Genomic DNA, 18,249 nt, shown 5'->3' on the forward strand with positions numbered 1-18,249 from the left:
AACTATGGACGCGCGGGACCGGACAGCGCCGAAACCGGCCGTTCCCACGCCACAGGGCGGCCATCCCGAAGGATGACCGCCCTGTGGATCCTGCTACGCGCTGCTACTGGTTGTACGGACCGTAGTCGTAGTCCTCCAGCGGAACGGCCTGGCCGGAGCCGGTGCCGAACGGCGAGTAGTCGATGTCGTCGTAACCGACGGCCGAGTACATCGCGGCCTTGGCCTCCTCGGTGGGCTCCACCCGGATGTTGCGGTAGCGGGAGAGACCCGTACCGGCCGGGATGAGCTTACCGATGATGACGTTCTCCTTGAGGCCGATCAGGGAGTCCGACTTGGCGTTGATCGCCGCGTCGGTCAGAACCCTGGTCGTCTCCTGGAAGGACGCCGCCGACAGCCACGACTCGGTGGCCAGCGAGGCCTTGGTGATACCCATCAGCTGCGGACGGCCGGAGGCCGGGTGGCCGCCTTCCGTGACCACACGACGGTTCTCGGTCTCGAACTTCGAGCGCTCGACGAGCTCGCCGGGCAGCAGCTCGGCATCGCCGGACTCGATGATCGTCACCCGGCGGAGCATCTGCCGGATGATGATCTCGATGTGCTTGTCGTGGATCGACACGCCCTGCGAGTTGTAGACCTTCTGGACTTCGCCGACCAGGTGGACCTGGACCGCACGCTGACCGAGGATACGCAGCACGTCGTGCGGGTTGGTGGCACCCACGGTGAGCTTCTGGCCCACCTCGACGCGGTCGCCATCGCCCACCAGCAGACGGGCACGCTTGGAGATCGGGAACGGCGTCTCCTCGCTGCCGTCGTCCGGAGTGACGACGAGCTTCTTCGTCTTCTCCGTCTCCTCGATGCGGACGGTGCCCGCGGCCTCGGAGATCGGCGCGACACCCTTGGGCGTACGGGCCTCGAAGAGCTCGACGACACGCGGCAGACCCTGCGTGATGTCGTCACCCGCCACACCACCGGTGTGGAAGGTACGCATCGTCAGCTGGGTACCGGGCTCACCGATGGACTGGGCGGCGATGATGCCGACCGCCTCACCGATGTCGACCAGCTTGCCGGTGGCCAGCGAACGTCCGTAGCAGAAGGCACAGGTGCCGACCGCGGACTCACAGGTCAGGACCGAGCGGGTCTTGACCTCCTCGACGCCGGCGTTGACCAGCGCGTCGATCAGGACATCGCCCAGGTCGACATTGGCCGGCGCGATGACCTTGCCGTCGACGACGACGTCCTCGGCGAGCATCCGGGCGTAGACCGAGGTCTCGACGTCCTCCGTCTTGCGGAGCACACCGTCCTCGCCCTTGACCGCGATCTGGAGCTTCAGACCGCGCTCGGTGCCACAGTCCTCCTCGCGGATGATCACGTCCTGCGAGACGTCCACCAGACGACGGGTCAGGTAACCCGAGTCGGCGGTACGCAGGGCGGTGTCCGCGAGACCCTTACGGGCACCGTGGGTGGAGATGAAGTACTCCAGCACGGAGAGGCCCTCACGGAACGACGCCTTGATGGGCCGCGGGATGGTCTCGTTCTTCGCGTTCGACACCAGACCACGCATACCGGCGATCTGCCGCATCTGCATCATGTTTCCTCGGGCACCCGAGTCAACCATCATGAAGATGGGGTTCGTCTTGGGGAAGTTCGCGTTCATCGCCTCGGCAACCTCGTTGGTCGCCTTGGTCCAGATCGCGATGAGCTCCTGCGTGCGCTCGTCCTTGGTGATCAGACCGCGCTCGTACTGCTTCTGGACCTTCTCGTCCTGGGCCTCGTAGCCCTGGACGATGGCCTTCTTGGCCTCCGGGACGACGATGTCCGAAACGGCGACGGTGACGCCGGAGCGGGTCGCCCAGTGGAAACCGGCCGCCTTCAGGTTGTCGAGCGTCGCCGCCACGATGACCTTGGGGTAGCGCTCGGCCAGGTCGTTGACGATCTCGGAGAGCTGCTTCTTGCCCACCGAGTAGTCGACGAACGGGTAGTCCTCGGGCAGCAGCTCGTTGAAGAGCGCGCGGCCCAGCGTCGTACGCAGCCGGAAGGTGTCGCCCGGCTGGTACTCGGGCTCGCCCGGCTCGATGACCGGCGGCACCCAGCCACGCGGCGGGATGGTGCCCACCGGGAAGCGGATGTCGACCTTCGCCTGGAGCGAGAGCTCCCGGCTGTCGAACGCCATGATCGCCTCGGCCGCAGAGCCGAAGGAACGGCCCTCACCGATGACCTTGCGCTCCTCCTCGTCGGTCGTGAGGAAGAACAGTCCGAGCACCATGTCCTGGGTGGGCATGGTGACGGGACGGCCGTCGGCCGGCTTCAGGATGTTGTTCGAGGACAGCATCAGGATGCGGGCCTCTGCCTGCGCCTCTGCCGAGAGGGGCAGGTGCACGGCCATCTGGTCACCGTCGAAGTCCGCGTTGAACGCGGTGCAGACGAGCGGGTGGATCTGAATGGCCTTGCCCTCGACCAGCTGCGGCTCGAAGGCCTGGATGCCCAGACGGTGCAGGGTCGGCGCACGGTTCAGCAGCACCGGGTGCTCGGCGATGACCTCTTCGAGGACGTCGTACACCACGGTGCGGCCGCGCTCGACCATGCGCTTGGCCGACTTGATGTTCTGCGCGTGGTTCAGGTCCACCAGGCGCTTCATCACGAACGGCTTGAAGAGCTCGAGTGCCATGGCCTTCGGCAGACCGCACTGGTGCAGCTTGAGCTGCGGACCGACGACGATCACGGAACGCGCGGAGTAGTCCACACGCTTGCCGAGCAGGTTCTGACGGAAACGACCCTGCTTGCCCTTCAGCATGTCGCTGAGGGACTTGAGCGGGCGGTTACCGGGTCCGGTGACCGGGCGACCTCGGCGGCCGTTGTCGAACAGTGCGTCGACGGCCTCCTGCAGCATCCGCTTCTCGTTGTTCACGATGATCTCGGGGGCGCCGAGGTCAAGGAGACGCTTGAGGCGGTTGTTGCGGTTGATTACACGGCGGTACAGGTCGTTCAGGTCGGAGGTCGCGAAGCGGCCACCGTCCAGCTGCACCATCGGACGCAGGTCCGGCGGGATGACCGGCACGCAGTCGAGCACCATGCCCTTGGGCTTGTTGGCCGTCTGCAGGAACGCGGAGACGACCTTCAGGCGCTTGAGCGCACGGGTCTTCTTCTGGCCCTTGCCGGTGCGGATGATCTCGCGGAGGCGCTCGGCCTCCTCGTCGAGGTCGAAGGACTCGAGGCGCTTCTGCAGGGCGGCAGCGCCCATGCAGCCGTCGAAGTACGTGCCGAAGCGGTCACGCAGCTCGCGGTAGAGCAGCTCGTCGCCCTCGAGGTCCTGGACCTTGAGGTTCTTGAAGCGGCTCCACACCTCGTCGAGACGGTCGATCTCGCGCTGCGCACGGTCACGCAGCTGCTTCATCTCGCGCTCGGCACCTTCGCGCACCTTGCGGCGCACGTCGGCCTTGGCACCCTCGGCCTCCAGCTCGGCCAGGTCGGTCTCGAGCTTCTTGGCGCGGGCCTCGAGGTCCGAGTCGCGGCGGTTCTCGACCTGCTGGCGCTCGACGGAGACGTGCGCCTCCAGCGAGGGCAGGTCGCGCGTCCGGCGCTCCTCGTCCACGAAGGTGATCATGTACGCGGCGAAGTAGATGACCTTCTCGAGGTCCTTCGGCGCGAGGTCCAGCAGGTATCCCAGACGGGACGGGACGCCCTTGAAGTACCAGATGTGCGTGACGGGCGCGGCCAGCTCAATGTGGCCCATCCGCTCACGGCGCACCTTGGCGCGAGTGACCTCGACGCCGCAGCGCTCACAGATGATGCCCTTGAAGCGCACGCGCTTGTACTTGCCGCAGTAGCACTCCCAGTCCCGGGTAGGACCGAAGATCTTCTCGCAGAAGAGTCCGTCCTTTTCGGGCTTGAGCGTGCGGTAGTTGATGGTCTCCGGCTTCTTCACTTCGCCGTGGGACCAGGTCCGGATGTCGTCCGCGGTGGCGAGGCCAATCCGCAGCTCGTCGAAGAAGTTGACGTCGAGCACTTGTCGTCAATCCCTCTTTCGGGGGTTCGAGCCCCTCCTCGCGCCAGCGAGGGAATGGGCACTTCAGCAATGGTCTGAACGGGTCCGGGGAGAGCCGGCCGGATCAGGCGATCCGGCCGGCCAACCCGTCAGACCTCTTCGACGCTGCTCGGCTCGCGCCGGGACAGGTCGATACCGAGCTCTTCCGCTGCACGGAAGACGTCCTCGTCCGTGTCGCGCATCTCGATGGACATACCGTCCGAGGACAGCACCTCCACGTTGAGACAGAGCGACTGCATTTCCTTGATGAGGACCTTGAAGGACTCAGGAATGCCGGGCTCGGGGATGTTCTCGCCCTTGACGATGGCCTCGTACACCTTCACGCGGCCGGTCACGTCGTCGGACTTGATCGTCAGCAGCTCCTGGAGGGCGTAAGCGGCGCCGTAAGCCTCGAGCGCCCACACCTCCATCTCACCGAAGCGCTGACCGCCGAACTGGGCCTTACCACCCAGCGGCTGCTGCGTGATCATCGAGTACGGACCGGTCGAACGGGCGTGCAGCTTGTCGTCGACCAGGTGGTGCAGCTTGAGGATGTACATGTACCCGACCGAGATCGGGTCCGGGAACGGCTCACCGGAGCGGCCGTCGAACATCCGGGCCTTACCGGACGGGAGGACCATGCGGTCGCCGTCGCGGTTGGGGATCGTGGACTCGAAGAGACCGGAGATCTCGTCCTCGCGGGCACCGTCGAAGACCGGGGTCGCGACGTTGGTGCCGGGGGCGACATCGTCGGCGCCGATGGACTTGAGGCGCTCCATCCACTCCTCGTTGCCCTCGACCTTCCAGCCCTGGCTGGCGAGCCAGCCGAGGTGGATCTCCAGGACCTGTCCCGGGTTCATTCGGGACGGGACACCCAGCGGGTTGAGGATGATGTCGACCGGGGTGCCGTCCTCCAGGAACGGCATGTCCTCGATCGGCAGGATCTTCGAGATGACGCCCTTGTTGCCGTGACGGCCGGCGAGCTTGTCACCATCGGTGATCTTGCGCTTCTGTGCCACGTAGACGCGGACCAGCTGGTTCACGCCCGGCGGCAGCTCGTCGCCCTCTTCACGGTCGAAGACGCGGACGCCGATGACCTTGCCGATCTCGCCGTGCGGCACCTTCAGCGAGGTGTCGCGCACCTCGCGCGCCTTCTCACCGAAGATCGCACGGAGCAGACGCTCCTCCGGGGTCAGCTCGGTCTCGCCCTTGGGCGTGACCTTCCCGACCAGGACGTCGCCGGCCACGACATCGGCACCGATACGGATGATGCCGCGCTCGTCGAGGTCCGCGAGGACCTCCTCGGAGACGTTCGGGATGTCCCGGGTGATCTCCTCCGGGCCGAGCTTGGTGTCACGGGCGTCGACCTCGTGCTCCTCGATGTGGATCGAGGAGAGGACGTCGTCCTGCACGAGGCGCTGCGACAGGATGATCGCGTCCTCGTAGTTGTGACCCTCCCACGGCATGAACGCGACCAGCAGGTTCTTGCCGAGCGCCATCTCGCCGTTCTCGGTCGCGGGACCGTCGGCCAGAACCTGGTTCTCGATGACCCGGTCGCCCTCGTTGACGACGACCTTCTGGTTGACCGATGTGCCCTGGTTCGAGCGGGAGAACTTGGCGATGCGGTACGTCGAGTACGTGCCGTCGTCGTTGGCGATGGTGATGTAGTCCGCGGATACCTCCTGGACCACACCGTCCTTCTCCGCCTTGAGGACGTCACCGGCGTCGACCGCGCAGCGGTACTCCATGCCGGTGCCGACCAGCGGCGCCTCGGACTGGATCAGCGGCACGGCCTGACGCATCATGTTCGCGCCCATCAGGGCACGGTTGGCGTCGTCGTGCTCGAGGAACGGGATCATGGCGGTCGCGACCGACACCATCTGGCGCGGCGAGACATCCATGTAGTCGACGTCGTCGCCGGGGATGTAGTCGACCTCGCCGCCACGACGGCGGACCAGGACGCGCGGCTCGGTGAACCGCATCTCCTCGGACAGCGTCGCGTTGGCCTGGGCGATGACGAAGCGGTCTTCCTCATCGGCGGTCAGGTAGTCGACGTCGTCGGTGACGACACCTTCGACGACCTTGCGGTACGGCGTCTCGACGAAGCCGAACGCGTTGACCCGGCCGTAGGAGGCGAGCGAGCCGATCAGGCCGATGTTCGGGCCTTCGGGGGTCTCGATCGGGCACATGCGGCCGTAGTGGGACGGGTGCACGTCACGGACCTCGAAGCCGGCCCGCTCACGGGAGAGACCACCCGGGCCGAGCGCCGACAGACGGCGCTTGTGGGTGAGACCCGACAGCGGGTTGTTCTGGTCCATGAACTGCGACAGCTGGCTGGTGCCGAAGAACTCCTTGATGGAGGCGACGACCGGCCGGATGTTGATCAGGGTCTGCGGCGTGATCGCCTCGACGTCCTGGGTCGTCATCCGCTCACGCACCACGCGCTCCATCCTGGCCAGGCCCGTACGGACCTGGTTCTGGATGAGCTCGCCGACGTTACGCAGACGACGGTTGCCGAAGTGGTCGATGTCGTCGGTCTCGACGACGATCGAACGTCCGGACTCGCCGACCGTCTCGGTCTCGCCCGCGTGCAGCTTGACCAGGTACTTGATGGTGGCGATGATGTCGTCGCTGGTGAGCACACCGGCGTCGAGCGGCTCTTCGGCGCCGAGCTTCTTGTTCACCTTGTAGCGGCCGACCTTGGCGAGGTCGTAGCGCTTCGGGTTGAAGTAGAGGTTCTCGAGCAGCGTCTGAGCAGCCTCACGCGTGGGCGGCTCGCCCGGACGCAGCTTGCGGTAGATGTCGAGCAGCGCGTCGTCCTGGCCCTGGGTGTGGTCCTTCTCCAGGGTGGCGCGCATCGACTCGTACTCGCCGAACTCCTCGAGGATCTGCTCGGTCGTCCAGCCGAGGGCCTTGAGGAGCACGGTGACGGACTGCTTGCGCTTGCGGTCGATGCGGACACCGACCATGTCGCGCTTGTCGATCTCCATCTCCAGCCAGGCACCCCGGGAAGGGATGATCTTGGCGGAGAAGATGTCCTTGTCGGACGTCTTGTCGATCGAGGAGTCGAAGTAGACACCCGGCGAGCGCACCAGCTGGGACACCACGACACGCTCGGTGCCGTTGATGACGAAGGTGCCCTTGTTGGTCATGAGCGGGAAGTCGCCCATGAAGACCGTCTGGGACTTGATCTCGCCGGTCTCGTTGTTGGTGAACTCGGCTGTGACGAAGAGCGGGGCCGCGAACGTGAAGTCGCGGTCCTTGCACTCGTCGATCGAGTTCTTCGGGGGCTCGAAACGGTGGTCGCGGAACGTCAGCGACATCGACCCCGAGAAGTCCTCGATGGGCGAGATCTCTTCGAAGATCTCTTCCAGACCGGACTTGGTGGGAACGTCCTGTCCACTCTCGAGAGCGGCCTCGACGCGACCCTTCCAAGCGGCGTTCCCGAGCAGCCAGTCAAAGCTCTCGGTCTGCAGCGCAAGGAGGTTCGGAACCTCGAGGGGCTCCCTGATCTTTGCAAAGGAGATGCGCAGCGGGGCGGTGCTGGCGGCGTTGTTCGTATTGGAGGTCGAGGCGTTGCGCGAGGCGGCCAAGAGGGGGTCCTTCCGAGGGCTCGGACTCACTACGCGCGTACCGGTCCCAAGCCGTGCAGGGAGACAGACGTCCCAGGTCAGGGAAATCAATCATCGATGCTCGAGCGAGGGCATGCCCCTGGTGACGGGCAGGAGGCAGCTAACAGGCAGCGCAAAGGGTCAGTGTAGCCACTAGGCTCACTGATGTCCAGAGCGGGTTTTTTGAGACCCTCATTCTTCTTCTCAACACCTGCGGCAAAGCTTCCCTCTTCGTCGCCGATCCATGCCTCGGATACGGATCGATGTGACGACGCGTCCTGAGAATTGCGCGCTCCGTGCGGTTCGTCAAGGCCCCCACACACCGGGGACCGCCCTCAGCGGCACTGCCGGAGCACCGGAAGGCGCCAGGTCCGGCGCACAACGAAGATCACCATACTCGTCGGAACGGCAAGAGCAAGGCAGCCATCAGAAGCGTCACGGGACGACGAAGGGCGACCACCCGGATGGGTGATCGCCCTTCGCGATGACGTCGTACGCCTCACGGCGTACTCAGAGAGTCAGAAGACTCTCAGGAGTCACTTGACCTCGACGGAGGCGCCGGCGCCCTTGAGGGACTCGGCAGCCTTCTCGGCGGCGTCCTTGGCGACCTTCTCGAGGACGGGCTTCGGGGCGCCGTCCACGAGGTCCTTGGCCTCCTTGAGACCCAGCGAGGTCAGCTCACGCACGACCTTGATGACCTGGATCTTCTTGTCGCCGGCACCCGTGAGGATGACGTCGAACTCGTCCTGCTCGGCCTCGGCCTCGGCGGGCGCGCCCGCGGCAGCACCGGCGGCAACGGCGACCGGGGCGGCAGCCTTGACGTCGAACTTCTCCTCGAAGGCCTTGACGAACTCGGAGAGCTCGATGAGGGTCAGAGTCTCGAACTGCTCAAGCAGCTCGCCCTGGGACAGCTTCGCCATGATGGCGTCCTTCCACTTTTTCGGCAGGTGCCGGGTGTATATGACGGCGGGCGTACGGGGCCCGCTGTGACGCGATACCGAATTACTCGGCGTCGGCCTCGGCGGGAGCCGGCGTACCGGCACCGCCCTGCTCGGCCTTGGCGCGAAGGGCGTCCGCGGTGCGGACGAACTCCGACAGCGGGGCCTGGAAAGTCGCCGCGGCCTTGGCCATCGACGCCTTGATCCCACCGGCCACCTTGGCGAGCAGAACCTCGCGGGACTCGAGGTCCGCAAGCTTCTTGATCTCATCGGCGGACAGCGCCTTACCATCAAGGACACCGCCCTTGATGATCAGATCGGGGTTGTCCTTGGCGAAGTCACGAAGACCCTTCGCCGACTCCACCGGGTCACCGGTGACGAAGGCAACCGCCGTCGGACCTGCGAACAGGTCGTCCAGCGTGTTGATCCCGGCCTCGTTGGCCGCGATCTTGGTCAGCGTGTTCTTCACCACGGCGTACTGGGCGTTCTCACCGAGCGAACGGCGCAGCTGCTTGAGCTGGGCCACGGTGAGACCCCGGTACTCGGTCAGCACAGCGGCGTTCGAGCTGCGGAACTGGTCCGCGAGCTCGGCTACCGCGGCAGCCTTGTCGGGCCTTGCCATAGAGCGTCGGCCTCCTTCCGGGTGATGAGGACCGCTCAGAAGGGGCTGGGCAAAACAAATACGCCCCGGCACAGGTGCACGGGGCGTGAGCTCCACCGGACAGAGTCCGGGAGCACTTCCACGAAATCACCTGCGCAGGTCGTCCGCACCCAGCGGATCCTTCGGCCGCCACACCCTCTTGCGAGAGCGCGGCAACGACCAGCGGTCTTTGGCTTCGTTGAGGAGAGTACGCGAACGGGTCCGGGCCAGGCAAATCGCCTGCCCCCCGCCCACTCCCGAGCCTGCCCGCGGGGCGGCAGCGCGCCTCTCAGGCGGCGTTTCGCACCGCCCATCATGTCCGCCAGGTCCAGCGTCCCGGCGGCCGGCGGCGTCTTCACGGTGACCGGGCTCGTATCGGCGCCCCGCCCCCGCGTCCGCGCCTTCAGCGCGTCGTCCACGCCTTCAGCGCGTCAAAGGCCACCGTGCCCGCGTAGTGCGTGGTGCCCGTCCGTTCACGGTCTCCGTAGCGGCCTTCCTGAGGTCCTTGGAGGCGGACATCGCCGCGGACTCGTCCGCTGGGTCAGCGCCCGCCCCGGAGCCGGCGGGACCGAGCGGGTCCGCGCCGCCGCCGTCGGGGTCCACCGGGTGGGCACCTGGCTGTCGGCGGCGCGCTGCACAGCGGCGGCCGGGGTGACCCGTACGGGCTCCGTGCCGGGGTGCCTTGCCTCCGGGCACCGATGGGACCGCGATCGAAAAAGCCGGGCCCCGCACCTCGGAAGAGGTGCGGGGCCCGGCTGTCACAACGCGCGTGGACCGCGGCTGCCTGCCGACCCGGAGGATCAGACGGCGGCCGGGTCCTCCTCGACCAGGAGGTTGCGGGTGCGGTTGGCGTCCAGCGGGATGCCGGGGCCCATCGTGGTGGCCAGCGTGGCCTTCTTGATGTAGCGGCCCTTGGCGGCCGACGGCTTCAGACGGAGGACTTCCTCCAGCGCCGCGGCGTAGTTCTCGACCAGCTTCGTCTCGTCGAAGGAAACCTTGCCGATGATGAAGTGCAGGTTCGAGTGCTTGTCGACGCGGAACTCGATCTTGCCGCCCTTGATGTCCGTGACAGCCTTCGTCACATCAGGGGTGACCGTTCCGGTCTTCGGGTTGGGCATCAGACCACGCGGACCGAGCACCCGGCCGAGGCGGCCGACCTTGCCCATGAGGTCCGGGGTGGCGACGACGGCGTCGAAGTCCAGACGGCCCTTCGCAACCTCGTCGATGAGCTCGTCGGCGCCGACGATGTCGGCGCCCGCGGCCTCCGCGGCCGCAGCACGGTCACCGGTCGCGAAGACCAGGACCCGGGCGGTCTTGCCGGTGCCGTGCGGCAGGTTCACGGTGCCACGGACCATCTGGTCCGCCTTGCGGGGGTCAACACCCAGACGCATGGCGACCTCGACGGTGCCGTCGAACTTGGTCGCGGTGGTGTCCTTGGCGAGACGGACGGCCTCGAGCGGGGCATACAGCTTGTCCGCGTCGACCTTGGCGTCCGCAGCGCGGAGAGTCTTGCTGCGCTTCACTTCTGCTCCTAGATGTGGAGTGGGAGTCGTGGTCCGGGCCGGCGCTGGCCCTGCCACTGTGGTGCTACGGGGGGGGGCTGGATCAGCCCTCGACCGTGATGCCCATCGAACGGGCGGTGCCAGCGATGATCTTCGACGCGGCGTCGAGGTCGTTGGCGTTCAGGTCGGGAAGCTTGGTCGTGGCGATCTCGCGGACCTGGTCGGCGGTGAGCTTCGCGACCTTGGTCTTGTGAGGCTCGCCGGAGCCCTTCTCCACACCTGCGGCCTTGAGGATCAGCTTCGCGGCCGGCGGAGTCTTCGTGATGAAGGTGAAGGAACGGTCCTCGTAGACCGTGATCTCCACCGGCACGACCATGCCACGCTGCGACTCGGTCGCGGCGTTGTAGGCCTTGCAGAACTCCATGATGTTGACGCCGTGCTGACCCAGTGCGGGGCCGACCGGCGGAGCCGGGTTGGCCGCACCGGCCTTGATCTGGAGCTTGATAAGCCCCGTGACCTTCTTCTTCTTGGGAGGCATTGCTCTCTCCGGGTCCTAGTGAGAGTGTTCAGCCGCCGATCCGGTCATCCGGATGGAGGCATACCGCACAACGATAACGGGTATAGCTGCGCGACCAAAAACCAAGCAGGTCAGACCGGCTGCGAGAGCCCGTCTGACCTGCTTGGAAGGCTTGTGTCCGGAAGCTCGACGAAGCGTCAGTTCTTCTGGATCTGGTCGAAGCTGAGCTCGACCGGGGTCTCCCGGCCGAAGATCTCGACGAGACCCTTGACCTTCTTCGAGTCGGCGTTGATCTCGTTGATCGTCGCCTGCAGCGTCGCGAACGGGCCGTCGGTGACGGTGACCGAGTCGCCGACCTCGAAGTCCAGCACCTGGACCTCGACCTTGCGGGACGGAGCCGGCTTGCCCTCGGCCTCGGCCGCCTCGCGGGCCGCCTTCTCCTCCGCCTCCGGGGCGAGCATCTTGACGATCTCGTCCAGGGTCAGCGGGTACGGGTCGTAGGCGTTGCCGACGAATCCGGTGACGCCGGGGGTGTTGCGGACCACGCCCCAGGACTCGTTGGTGAGGTCCATACGGACCAGGACGTAACCGGGAAGCTTGTTCTGGCGGACGTTCTTGCGCTCGCCGTTCTTGATCTGGACGATCTCTTCCTCGGGCACTTCGGCCTGGTAGATGAACTCCTCGACGTTCAGCGAGACGGCACGCTGCTCCAGGTTCGCCTTCACACGCTTCTCGTAACCGGCGTACGTGTGGATGACGTACCACTCGCCGGGCAGTCCGCGAAGCTCCTGGCGCAGGGCCTCCACCGGGTCGACGGGGGGCACGTCCTCGGCCTCGGCCTGCTCGTCGTCGCCGGCCTCGGCTTCGGCTTCGACGGCCTCTTCGTCCTCAGCGGTCTCGGCCTCGGCGACGGCCTCGCCCTCGGTGTGCACTGCGGCCTCTTCGGCGGGCTCGCCGGCAACGGCGTCAGCGGCTTCTGCCTGGTCCGGCTCCACAGCATCCGCCGCCTCGACGATGTCGAGCTCGTCCTCCGCGGACTCGAAGCTTTCGCCCGGCTCGACGGCCTCGTTCAGATTCGGGTCAGACACGGTGGCTGCTTCTTCCTGGATACAAATCGGGTGGAACATGCGAAAGGAGCGCCGCTCGGGGCGCCCTTCGCGGATCAGCCAAAGATGTACTTGGCGGCTTGATTGAAACCATAGTCAATGACCATCACGATGCCGATCATGATCACGACGAAGACGATCACCACGGAGGTGTAGGTCGTCAGCTGGCTACGAGTCGGCCAGACAACCTTGCGCAGTTCGGCGACAATCTGGCGGTAGAAAAGAGCAAGACGGCCCAGAGGGCCCTTCTTGCCACGCTTTCCGCCCTTGCGCGCCCGCTTCGACTCCGGCGCTTCATCCTGCGCATCAGGCACGTCGATGGAGCCGACGGCGTCCGTCACGTTCTCTCACCTGATTCCGGGTCGTGGCCGTGCCGCGCCCGGTGGAGCCGCACGGCGATGCATTGAAGTACGTACATGCGCACACAGCCTGGCGAAGGTGTGTGTAGCAGGGCCGGAGGGACTTGAACCCCCAACCGCTGGTTTTGGAGACCAGTGCTCTACCAATTGAGCTACGACCCTTTGTGGTTCTCCCAACCTACCGCATCCGACCGAGTGCACCGAGTGCGTACGACGGGACGGTTGGTGTGGGCCAACGACGAGTGAGTGTACGTGGTCAGCGCCCTGACGTCGAACAGCAAGCCCGGCCCGCTCCCGGGACGATCCGTGGCCGCCCGGTTTCCGACGGGTGTCCGGTCCTCGAAACCTGTGTGCCGAGTGCGTTCGGGGTCTGGGACGATGTGCCCCATGAGCGCTGCAACTCCTCCGACCGAGCGCAGGGTCTCCGCCCGCATCGGTGCTATCTCCGAGTCCGCGACCCTGGCCGTCGACGCCAAGGCCAAGGCCCTCAAGGCCGCCGGGCGCCCGGTGATCGGCTTCGGTGCCGGTGAGCCCGACTTCCCCACGCCCGGCTACATCGTCGAGGCCGCGATCGAGGCCTGCCGCAACCCGAAGTACCACCGCTACACCCCGGCCGGCGGGCTCCCCGAGCTCAAGGCCGCCATCGCAGCGAAGACGCTGCGTGACTCCGGATACGAGGTCGACGCCTCCCAGGTGCTGGTCACCAACGGCGGCAAGCAGGCCATCTACCAGGCCTTCGCCGCGATCCTCGACCCGGGCGACGAGGTCATCGTCCCGGCCCCGTACTGGACGACCTACCCCGAGTCGATCCGGCTGGCGGGCGGTGTCCCGGTCGACGTGGTCGCCGACGAGACCACCGGCTACCGGGTCTCCGTCGAGCAGCTCGAAGCCGCCAGGACCGAGAAGACGAAGGTCGTCCTCTTCGTCTCCCCCTCGAACCCGACCGGCGCCGTGTACAGCGAGGCCGACACCGAGGCGATCGGGAAGTGGGCGGCCGAGCACGGGCTGTGGGTGCTGACCGACGAGATCTACGAACACCTGGTGTACGGCGACGCGAAGTTCACCTCGCTGCCGGCGATCGTCCCCGAGCTGCGCGACAAGTGCATCGTGGTCAACGGTGTCGCCAAGACCTACGCGATGACCGGCTGGCGCGTCGGGTGGTTCATCGGCCCCAAGGACATCGTGAAGGCCGCGGCCAATCTCCAGTCGCACGCCACGTCCAATGTCGCCAATGTCTCGCAGGCCGCCGCGCTGGCCGCCGTGTCGGGCGACCTGGACGCCGTCGACGAGATGCGCACCGCCTTCGACCGGCGCCGGAAGACCATCGTCCGGATGCTCGACGAGATCGACGGTGTGATCTGCCCCGAGCCCGAGGGCGCCTTCTACGCGTACCCCTCGGTGAAGGGACTCATCGGCAAGGAGATCCGGGGCAAGCGCCCGCAGAGCTCGGTGGAGCTCGCCGCGCTGATCCTCGACGAGGTCGAGGTGGCCGTGGTGCCCGGTGAGGCCTTCGGCACCCCCGGTTATCTGCGGCTCTCCTACGCGCTGGGCGACGACGACCTGATCGAGGGCGTCTCCCGGATGCAGAAGCTGCTGGGCGAGGCCAAGGCCTGACGCAGACCACCAAGAACTCCCAGGGACGGGTCTCCGGCTGCTGCCGGGGGCCCGTTCCGCCTTTTCTCCACGCCGCGCGGCCCTCGGGTCTTCGTTCGGGAAAGTACCCGTTGGTGGAAAGCGGCTACCGGGGTGGCGGGTCCGTACGGCAGGATCTTGGGATGGAGCACGTACGTGACATCAGGCTGCTGCCGAAGGCCCATCTGCATCTGCACTTCACCGGGTCGATGCGGCCCACCACGCTGCTGGAACTGGCCGGCAGACACGGTGTGCACCTGCCCGACGCGCTGACCGGAGGGGAGCCTCCGCAGCTCCGGGCCACCGACGAGCGGGGCTGGTTCCGCTTCCAGCGGCTCTACGACATCGCCCGGTCCTGCCTGCGCACCCCCGAGGACATCCAGCGCCTGGTCCGCGAGGCCGCTCAGGAGGACGTCCGGGACGGGTCGGGCTGGCTGGAGATACAGGTCGATCCCACCTCGTACGCCCCACTGCTCGGCGGTCTCATCCCGGCACTCGAGATCATCCTGGACGCGGTGGACGCCGCCTCCCGTGAGACCGGTCTTGGGATGCGGGTCGTGGTCGCTGCGAACCGGATGAAGCACCCGCTCGATGCCCGCACCCTCGCCCGTCTCGCGGTGCGCTACGCGGACCGGGGTGTGGTGGGCTTCGGCCTCTCCAACGACGAACGGCGGGGCATGGCCCGTGACTTCGACCGGGCCTTCGCCATCGCCCGCGAGGGCGGACTGCTCGCGGCGCCGCACGGCGGAGAGCTCAGCGGTCCCTCCTCGGTGCGGGACTGTCTGGACGATCTGCACGCGGCCCGGATCGGGCACGGGGTGCGGGCCGCCGAGGACCCGCGGCTTCTGCAGCGGCTGGCCGACCGCGGAGTGACCTGTGAGGTGTGTCCCGCATCCAATGTGGCGCTCGGCGTCTACGAGAAGCCCGAGGATGTACCCCTGCGACGGCTGTTCGACGCGGGGGTGCCGATGGCGCTCGGCGCCGACGACCCGCTGCTCTTCGGGTCACGGCTCGCCGCGCAGTACGAGCTGGCGCGCGCCCAGGGATTCAGCGACTCGGAACTGGCCGAGCTGGCCCGGCAGTCGGTGCGGGGATCGGCGGCGCCCGTCGACATACGGCAGAAGATGCTGGCCGGCGTCGACGACTGGCTCAGCGGCTGACCGCCGCGCGGTACGGCCCTCCCCCGCCCCTCGCCCGTGAGGGTGAGGCCGGGAGCGGGGGCGGCGGTCGGCGGGCGGCGGGGTCCCCGCGGTCAGAGGCTGACGCCAGCCGTCACGGGCGGCGCGGTCAGAGGCTGACGCCCACCGTCACGGGCTCGTTGACCAGCGTCACACCGAACGCCTCGTGCACCCCCGCCACCACTTCGCGGGCGAGCGCCAGCAGATCCTCGGTGGTGGCCCCGCCCCGGTTGGTGAGGGCCAGGGTGTGCTTGCCGGAGATGCGGGCGGGGCCCGTGCCGTATCCCTTGGTGAAGCCGGCCTTGTCGATCAGCCAGGCGGCCGAGGTCTTGGTGTGCCGCTGTCCGGCCGGGAACGCGGGTGGGACCGCTTCAGGACCCAGGCGGTCGTGCACCCGCGAGCGGAAGGCGGTGAACTGCCGATCGTCCAGAATCGGATTGGTGAAGAAGGAGCCGGCGGACCAGGTGTCGTGGTCGGCCGGGTCCAGCACCATGCCCTTGCCCGCACGCAGCTTCAGCACGGTCTCGCGGGCGGTCGCCGCCGGTACCCGGTCGCCCGCGTCGACGCCGAGGACCCGGGCCGTCTCCGGATATCTGATCGGCGCCGAAAGACCTCCCGCGTCCTCGAGCCCGAAACGGACCCGCAGGACGACGAAGCGGTCGGGTTCCGCCTTGAACCGGCTGTTCCGGTACGAGAACCCGCACTCGGCGCCGGGGATGGCGACCGTCGCACCGGTGGTGCGGTCGTAGGCGACGACCTCGGTGACGGTGGAGGAGACCTCCTGGCCGTAGGCGCCGACGTTCTGGATCGGCGTCGCGCCGGCGGAGCCGGGGATCCCGGCGAGGCACTCGATGCCCGCGAGACCCGCTTCGACGGTGCGTGCGACGGCGTCGGTCCAGACCTCGCCCGCCGCCAGTTCCAGCGTGGTGCCGTCGAGTTCGAAACCCCGGGTGGCGATCCGCAGTGCGGTGCCCGCGAAGCCCTTGTCGCCGATGACGAGATTGGACCCACCGCCGATCACGAGCAGCGGAGTGCCCGCGGCGTCGGCCGCGCGGACGGCTTCGATCACCTCGGCATCGGTCTCAGCGGTGATCAGCCGGGTCGCCGGGCCGCCGAGCCGGAAGGTGGTCAGGGGGGCGAGGGGGGCATCGTGGAGTTCCTGCACGGGCCCAAGCGTACGAGAACGGCCCTGCCCGTCGGGCAGGGCTGTGTCCGCGGCCTCCATCGGACCGGTCGCGCGGGGTGCCGGCCGGGCAGGCGGCGCGTCCGCGGGGACGTCCGCTCAGGCGGAGACGAGCTCGCGGTCCTCGCCCGAGGTGTCCGGCTGTGTGTCCTTCTCCGCAGGCGCCGCACCCTTGCGCGGGATCAGCAGGGCGGTGAGGGCCGCCACCGCGACGACTCCGGCACCGATCCACAGCGCGGGAACCGTGCCGTCCGTGAAGGCGGCCGGGGACTGGTACCCGCCCTGGGCGGCGAAGACCGCTCCGAGGATGGCGACTCCCAGTGCTCCGCCGACCTCACGCAGCGCGTTGTTGGCGCCGGAGGCGATGCCCTGCTCACCGGGGCTCACGCTGGACATGACCACACTGGCGGCCGGAGCGAAGTACAGCGCCATGCCGACACCGCCGAGGATCAGACCGGGCAGCTGCGTCGCGTAGGCCGTATCCACGCTGGTGACCAGGGCGAAATAGCCGAGACCGGCCGCCTGGAGCGCCAGGCCGGCAGTGACCACCGGACGGCCGCCGATCCGGTCGGAGAGGATACCGGCGAACGGGGCGACCAGCAGGGGCATACCGGTCCAGGGCAGCATCCGCAGGCCGGCCTCGGTGGGCGAGTATCCGGAGACGCCCTGGAAGAACTGACTGAGCAGGAAGATCGATCCGAACATCCCCAGGAACATCAGCAGGCCGGCGATGTTGATCCCGAAGAAGGCAGGGTTCCGGAAGAGCCGCATGGGAAGCATGGGACGCGCGCTGGTGAATCCGTGGTGGATGAAACCGGCCAGCAACGCGGCGCCGGCGAAGAGGCTGATGAGGATCGTGGGGCTGCTCCAGCCGTCCGTCCGGCCGTTGACCAGTCCGTAGACGATGCCGAACAGTCCACCGCTGACGAGAACGGTGCCGGGGATGTCGAGGCGGGCGTTCGGGGCATGGGACTCGTTCAGGCGCAGCCGGGCGAGCGGCAGCAGGACCAGGCCGATCGGCACGTTCAGCCAGAAGATCCACTGCCACGACATGTGCTCGGTGAGGCTGCCGCCGATCAGCGGTCCGCTGGCAACGGCGAGGCCGGTGACCGCGCTGAAGATGCCCAGGGCGGCGCCGCGGCGGGCGGCTGGAACGGCAGCGGTGAGCAGGGTGAGGGTGAGTGGCATCATGATCGCGGCGCCGACACCCTGCACCGCACGGGCGGCGATCAGCGGGGCGATATCCGGGGCCAGGGCGGCCGCGGCGGACGCACCGGTGAATATCGTCAGGCCGGTGATGAAGAGCTTCCGGCGGCCGAAGCGGTCGCCGAGGGCCGCGCCGAACATCAGCAGGACCGCGAAGGTGAGCGTGTAGGCGTTCACCGTCCACTGGAGGTCTTCCGGAGCGCCTCCGAGATTCTCTCGGATGGAGGGCAGTGCCGTGGTGACGACCAGGTTGTCGAGAGCCGCCATGAAGCCGGCGACGCTGGTGATGATCAGAGCCCAGGTGGCGCCCCCGCGCCGGGCCGTTCGCTCGTTCATTGCTCCCCCTGAGGGTTAGT

The 18,249-nt window shown here is 67.5% G+C and carries 12 protein-coding genes and 1 tRNA gene; 2 read left to right on the forward strand and 11 right to left on the reverse strand.

All coding sequences use genetic code 11. The annotated features are described in order from the left end of the window. Positions 1 to 103 precede the first annotated feature (103 nt). The 9 genes from OHS16_RS12310 to OHS16_RS12350 form a co-directional block, all read right to left on the reverse strand. Entirely contained in the window at positions 104 to 4,003 is a 3,900-nt protein-coding gene (locus OHS16_RS12310; RefSeq protein ID WP_328537224.1) for a DNA-directed RNA polymerase subunit beta', read from the reverse strand. Positions 4,004 to 4,131: 128 nt separating this feature from the next. Next, positions 4,132 to 7,614, reverse strand: a complete 3,483-nt coding sequence (rpoB, locus tag OHS16_RS12315; protein ID WP_328537225.1) for a DNA-directed RNA polymerase subunit beta — start codon at positions 7,612 to 7,614, stop codon at positions 4,132 to 4,134. 554 nt (positions 7,615 to 8,168) lie between these two features. Further along, complete coding sequence (gene rplL, locus OHS16_RS12320; protein WP_328537226.1) at positions 8,169 to 8,552, reverse strand: 50S ribosomal protein L7/L12; 384 nt, start codon at positions 8,550 to 8,552, stop codon at positions 8,169 to 8,171. A gap of 82 nt (positions 8,553 to 8,634) precedes the next feature. Further along, a complete protein-coding gene (gene rplJ / locus OHS16_RS12325; protein ID WP_328537227.1) occupies positions 8,635 to 9,192 on the reverse strand; it encodes a 50S ribosomal protein L10 in 558 nt (185 codons plus the stop codon). A gap of 818 nt (positions 9,193 to 10,010) precedes the next feature. Continuing rightward, a complete protein-coding gene (gene rplA / locus OHS16_RS12330; RefSeq protein ID WP_328537228.1) occupies positions 10,011 to 10,733 on the reverse strand; it encodes a 50S ribosomal protein L1 in 723 nt (240 codons plus the stop codon). Positions 10,734 to 10,815: 82 nt separating this feature from the next. Beyond that, the gene (rplK, locus tag OHS16_RS12335) at positions 10,816 to 11,250 is read right to left on the reverse strand and encodes a 50S ribosomal protein L11 (protein ID WP_328537229.1); all 435 of its coding nucleotides are present in this window, start codon (positions 11,248 to 11,250) and stop codon (positions 10,816 to 10,818) included. Between the two features lie 176 nt (positions 11,251 to 11,426). Continuing rightward, the gene (gene nusG / locus OHS16_RS12340; protein ID WP_328537230.1) at positions 11,427 to 12,317 is read right to left on the reverse strand and encodes a transcription termination/antitermination protein NusG; all 891 of its coding nucleotides are present in this window, start codon (positions 12,315 to 12,317) and stop codon (positions 11,427 to 11,429) included. Positions 12,318 to 12,391: 74 nt separating this feature from the next. Continuing rightward, positions 12,392 to 12,676, reverse strand: coding sequence for a preprotein translocase subunit SecE (secE, locus tag OHS16_RS12345; RefSeq protein WP_328537231.1), 285 nt, complete (start codon positions 12,674 to 12,676; stop codon positions 12,392 to 12,394). A 107-nt stretch (positions 12,677 to 12,783) separates the two neighbouring features. Next, positions 12,784 to 12,856: transfer RNA gene (locus OHS16_RS12350), tRNA-Trp, on the reverse strand. Between the two features lie 225 nt (positions 12,857 to 13,081). Between OHS16_RS12350 and OHS16_RS12355 the strand changes: the two genes are divergently transcribed. After that, positions 13,082 to 14,308: a pyridoxal phosphate-dependent aminotransferase gene (locus OHS16_RS12355; protein WP_328537232.1), complete on the forward strand. Its 1,227-nt coding sequence runs from the start codon at positions 13,082 to 13,084 to the stop codon at positions 14,306 to 14,308. A gap of 161 nt (positions 14,309 to 14,469) precedes the next feature. Then, positions 14,470 to 15,486: an adenosine deaminase gene (locus OHS16_RS12360; RefSeq protein ID WP_328537233.1), complete on the forward strand. Its 1,017-nt coding sequence runs from the start codon at positions 14,470 to 14,472 to the stop codon at positions 15,484 to 15,486. A 127-nt stretch (positions 15,487 to 15,613) separates the two neighbouring features. Here OHS16_RS12360 and OHS16_RS12365 read toward each other — a convergent pair whose 3' ends face one another. Together OHS16_RS12365 and OHS16_RS12370 are read right to left on the reverse strand one after the other, a co-directional pair. Continuing rightward, a complete protein-coding gene (locus tag OHS16_RS12365; RefSeq protein WP_443042603.1) occupies positions 15,614 to 16,669 on the reverse strand; it encodes a UDP-N-acetylmuramate dehydrogenase in 1,056 nt (351 codons plus the stop codon). A gap of 117 nt (positions 16,670 to 16,786) precedes the next feature. After that, positions 16,787 to 18,229 carry an MFS transporter gene (locus OHS16_RS12370; protein WP_328537235.1) on the reverse strand — a complete coding sequence of 481 codons (1,443 nt, stop codon included), beginning with the start codon at positions 18,227 to 18,229 and terminating at the stop codon, positions 16,787 to 16,789. Positions 18,230 to 18,249 lie beyond the last annotated feature (20 nt).

Origin of the sequence: Streptomyces sp. NBC_00344 (assembly GCF_036088315.1) — a bacterium.
Lineage (GTDB): Bacteria > Actinomycetota > Actinomycetes > Streptomycetales > Streptomycetaceae > Streptomyces.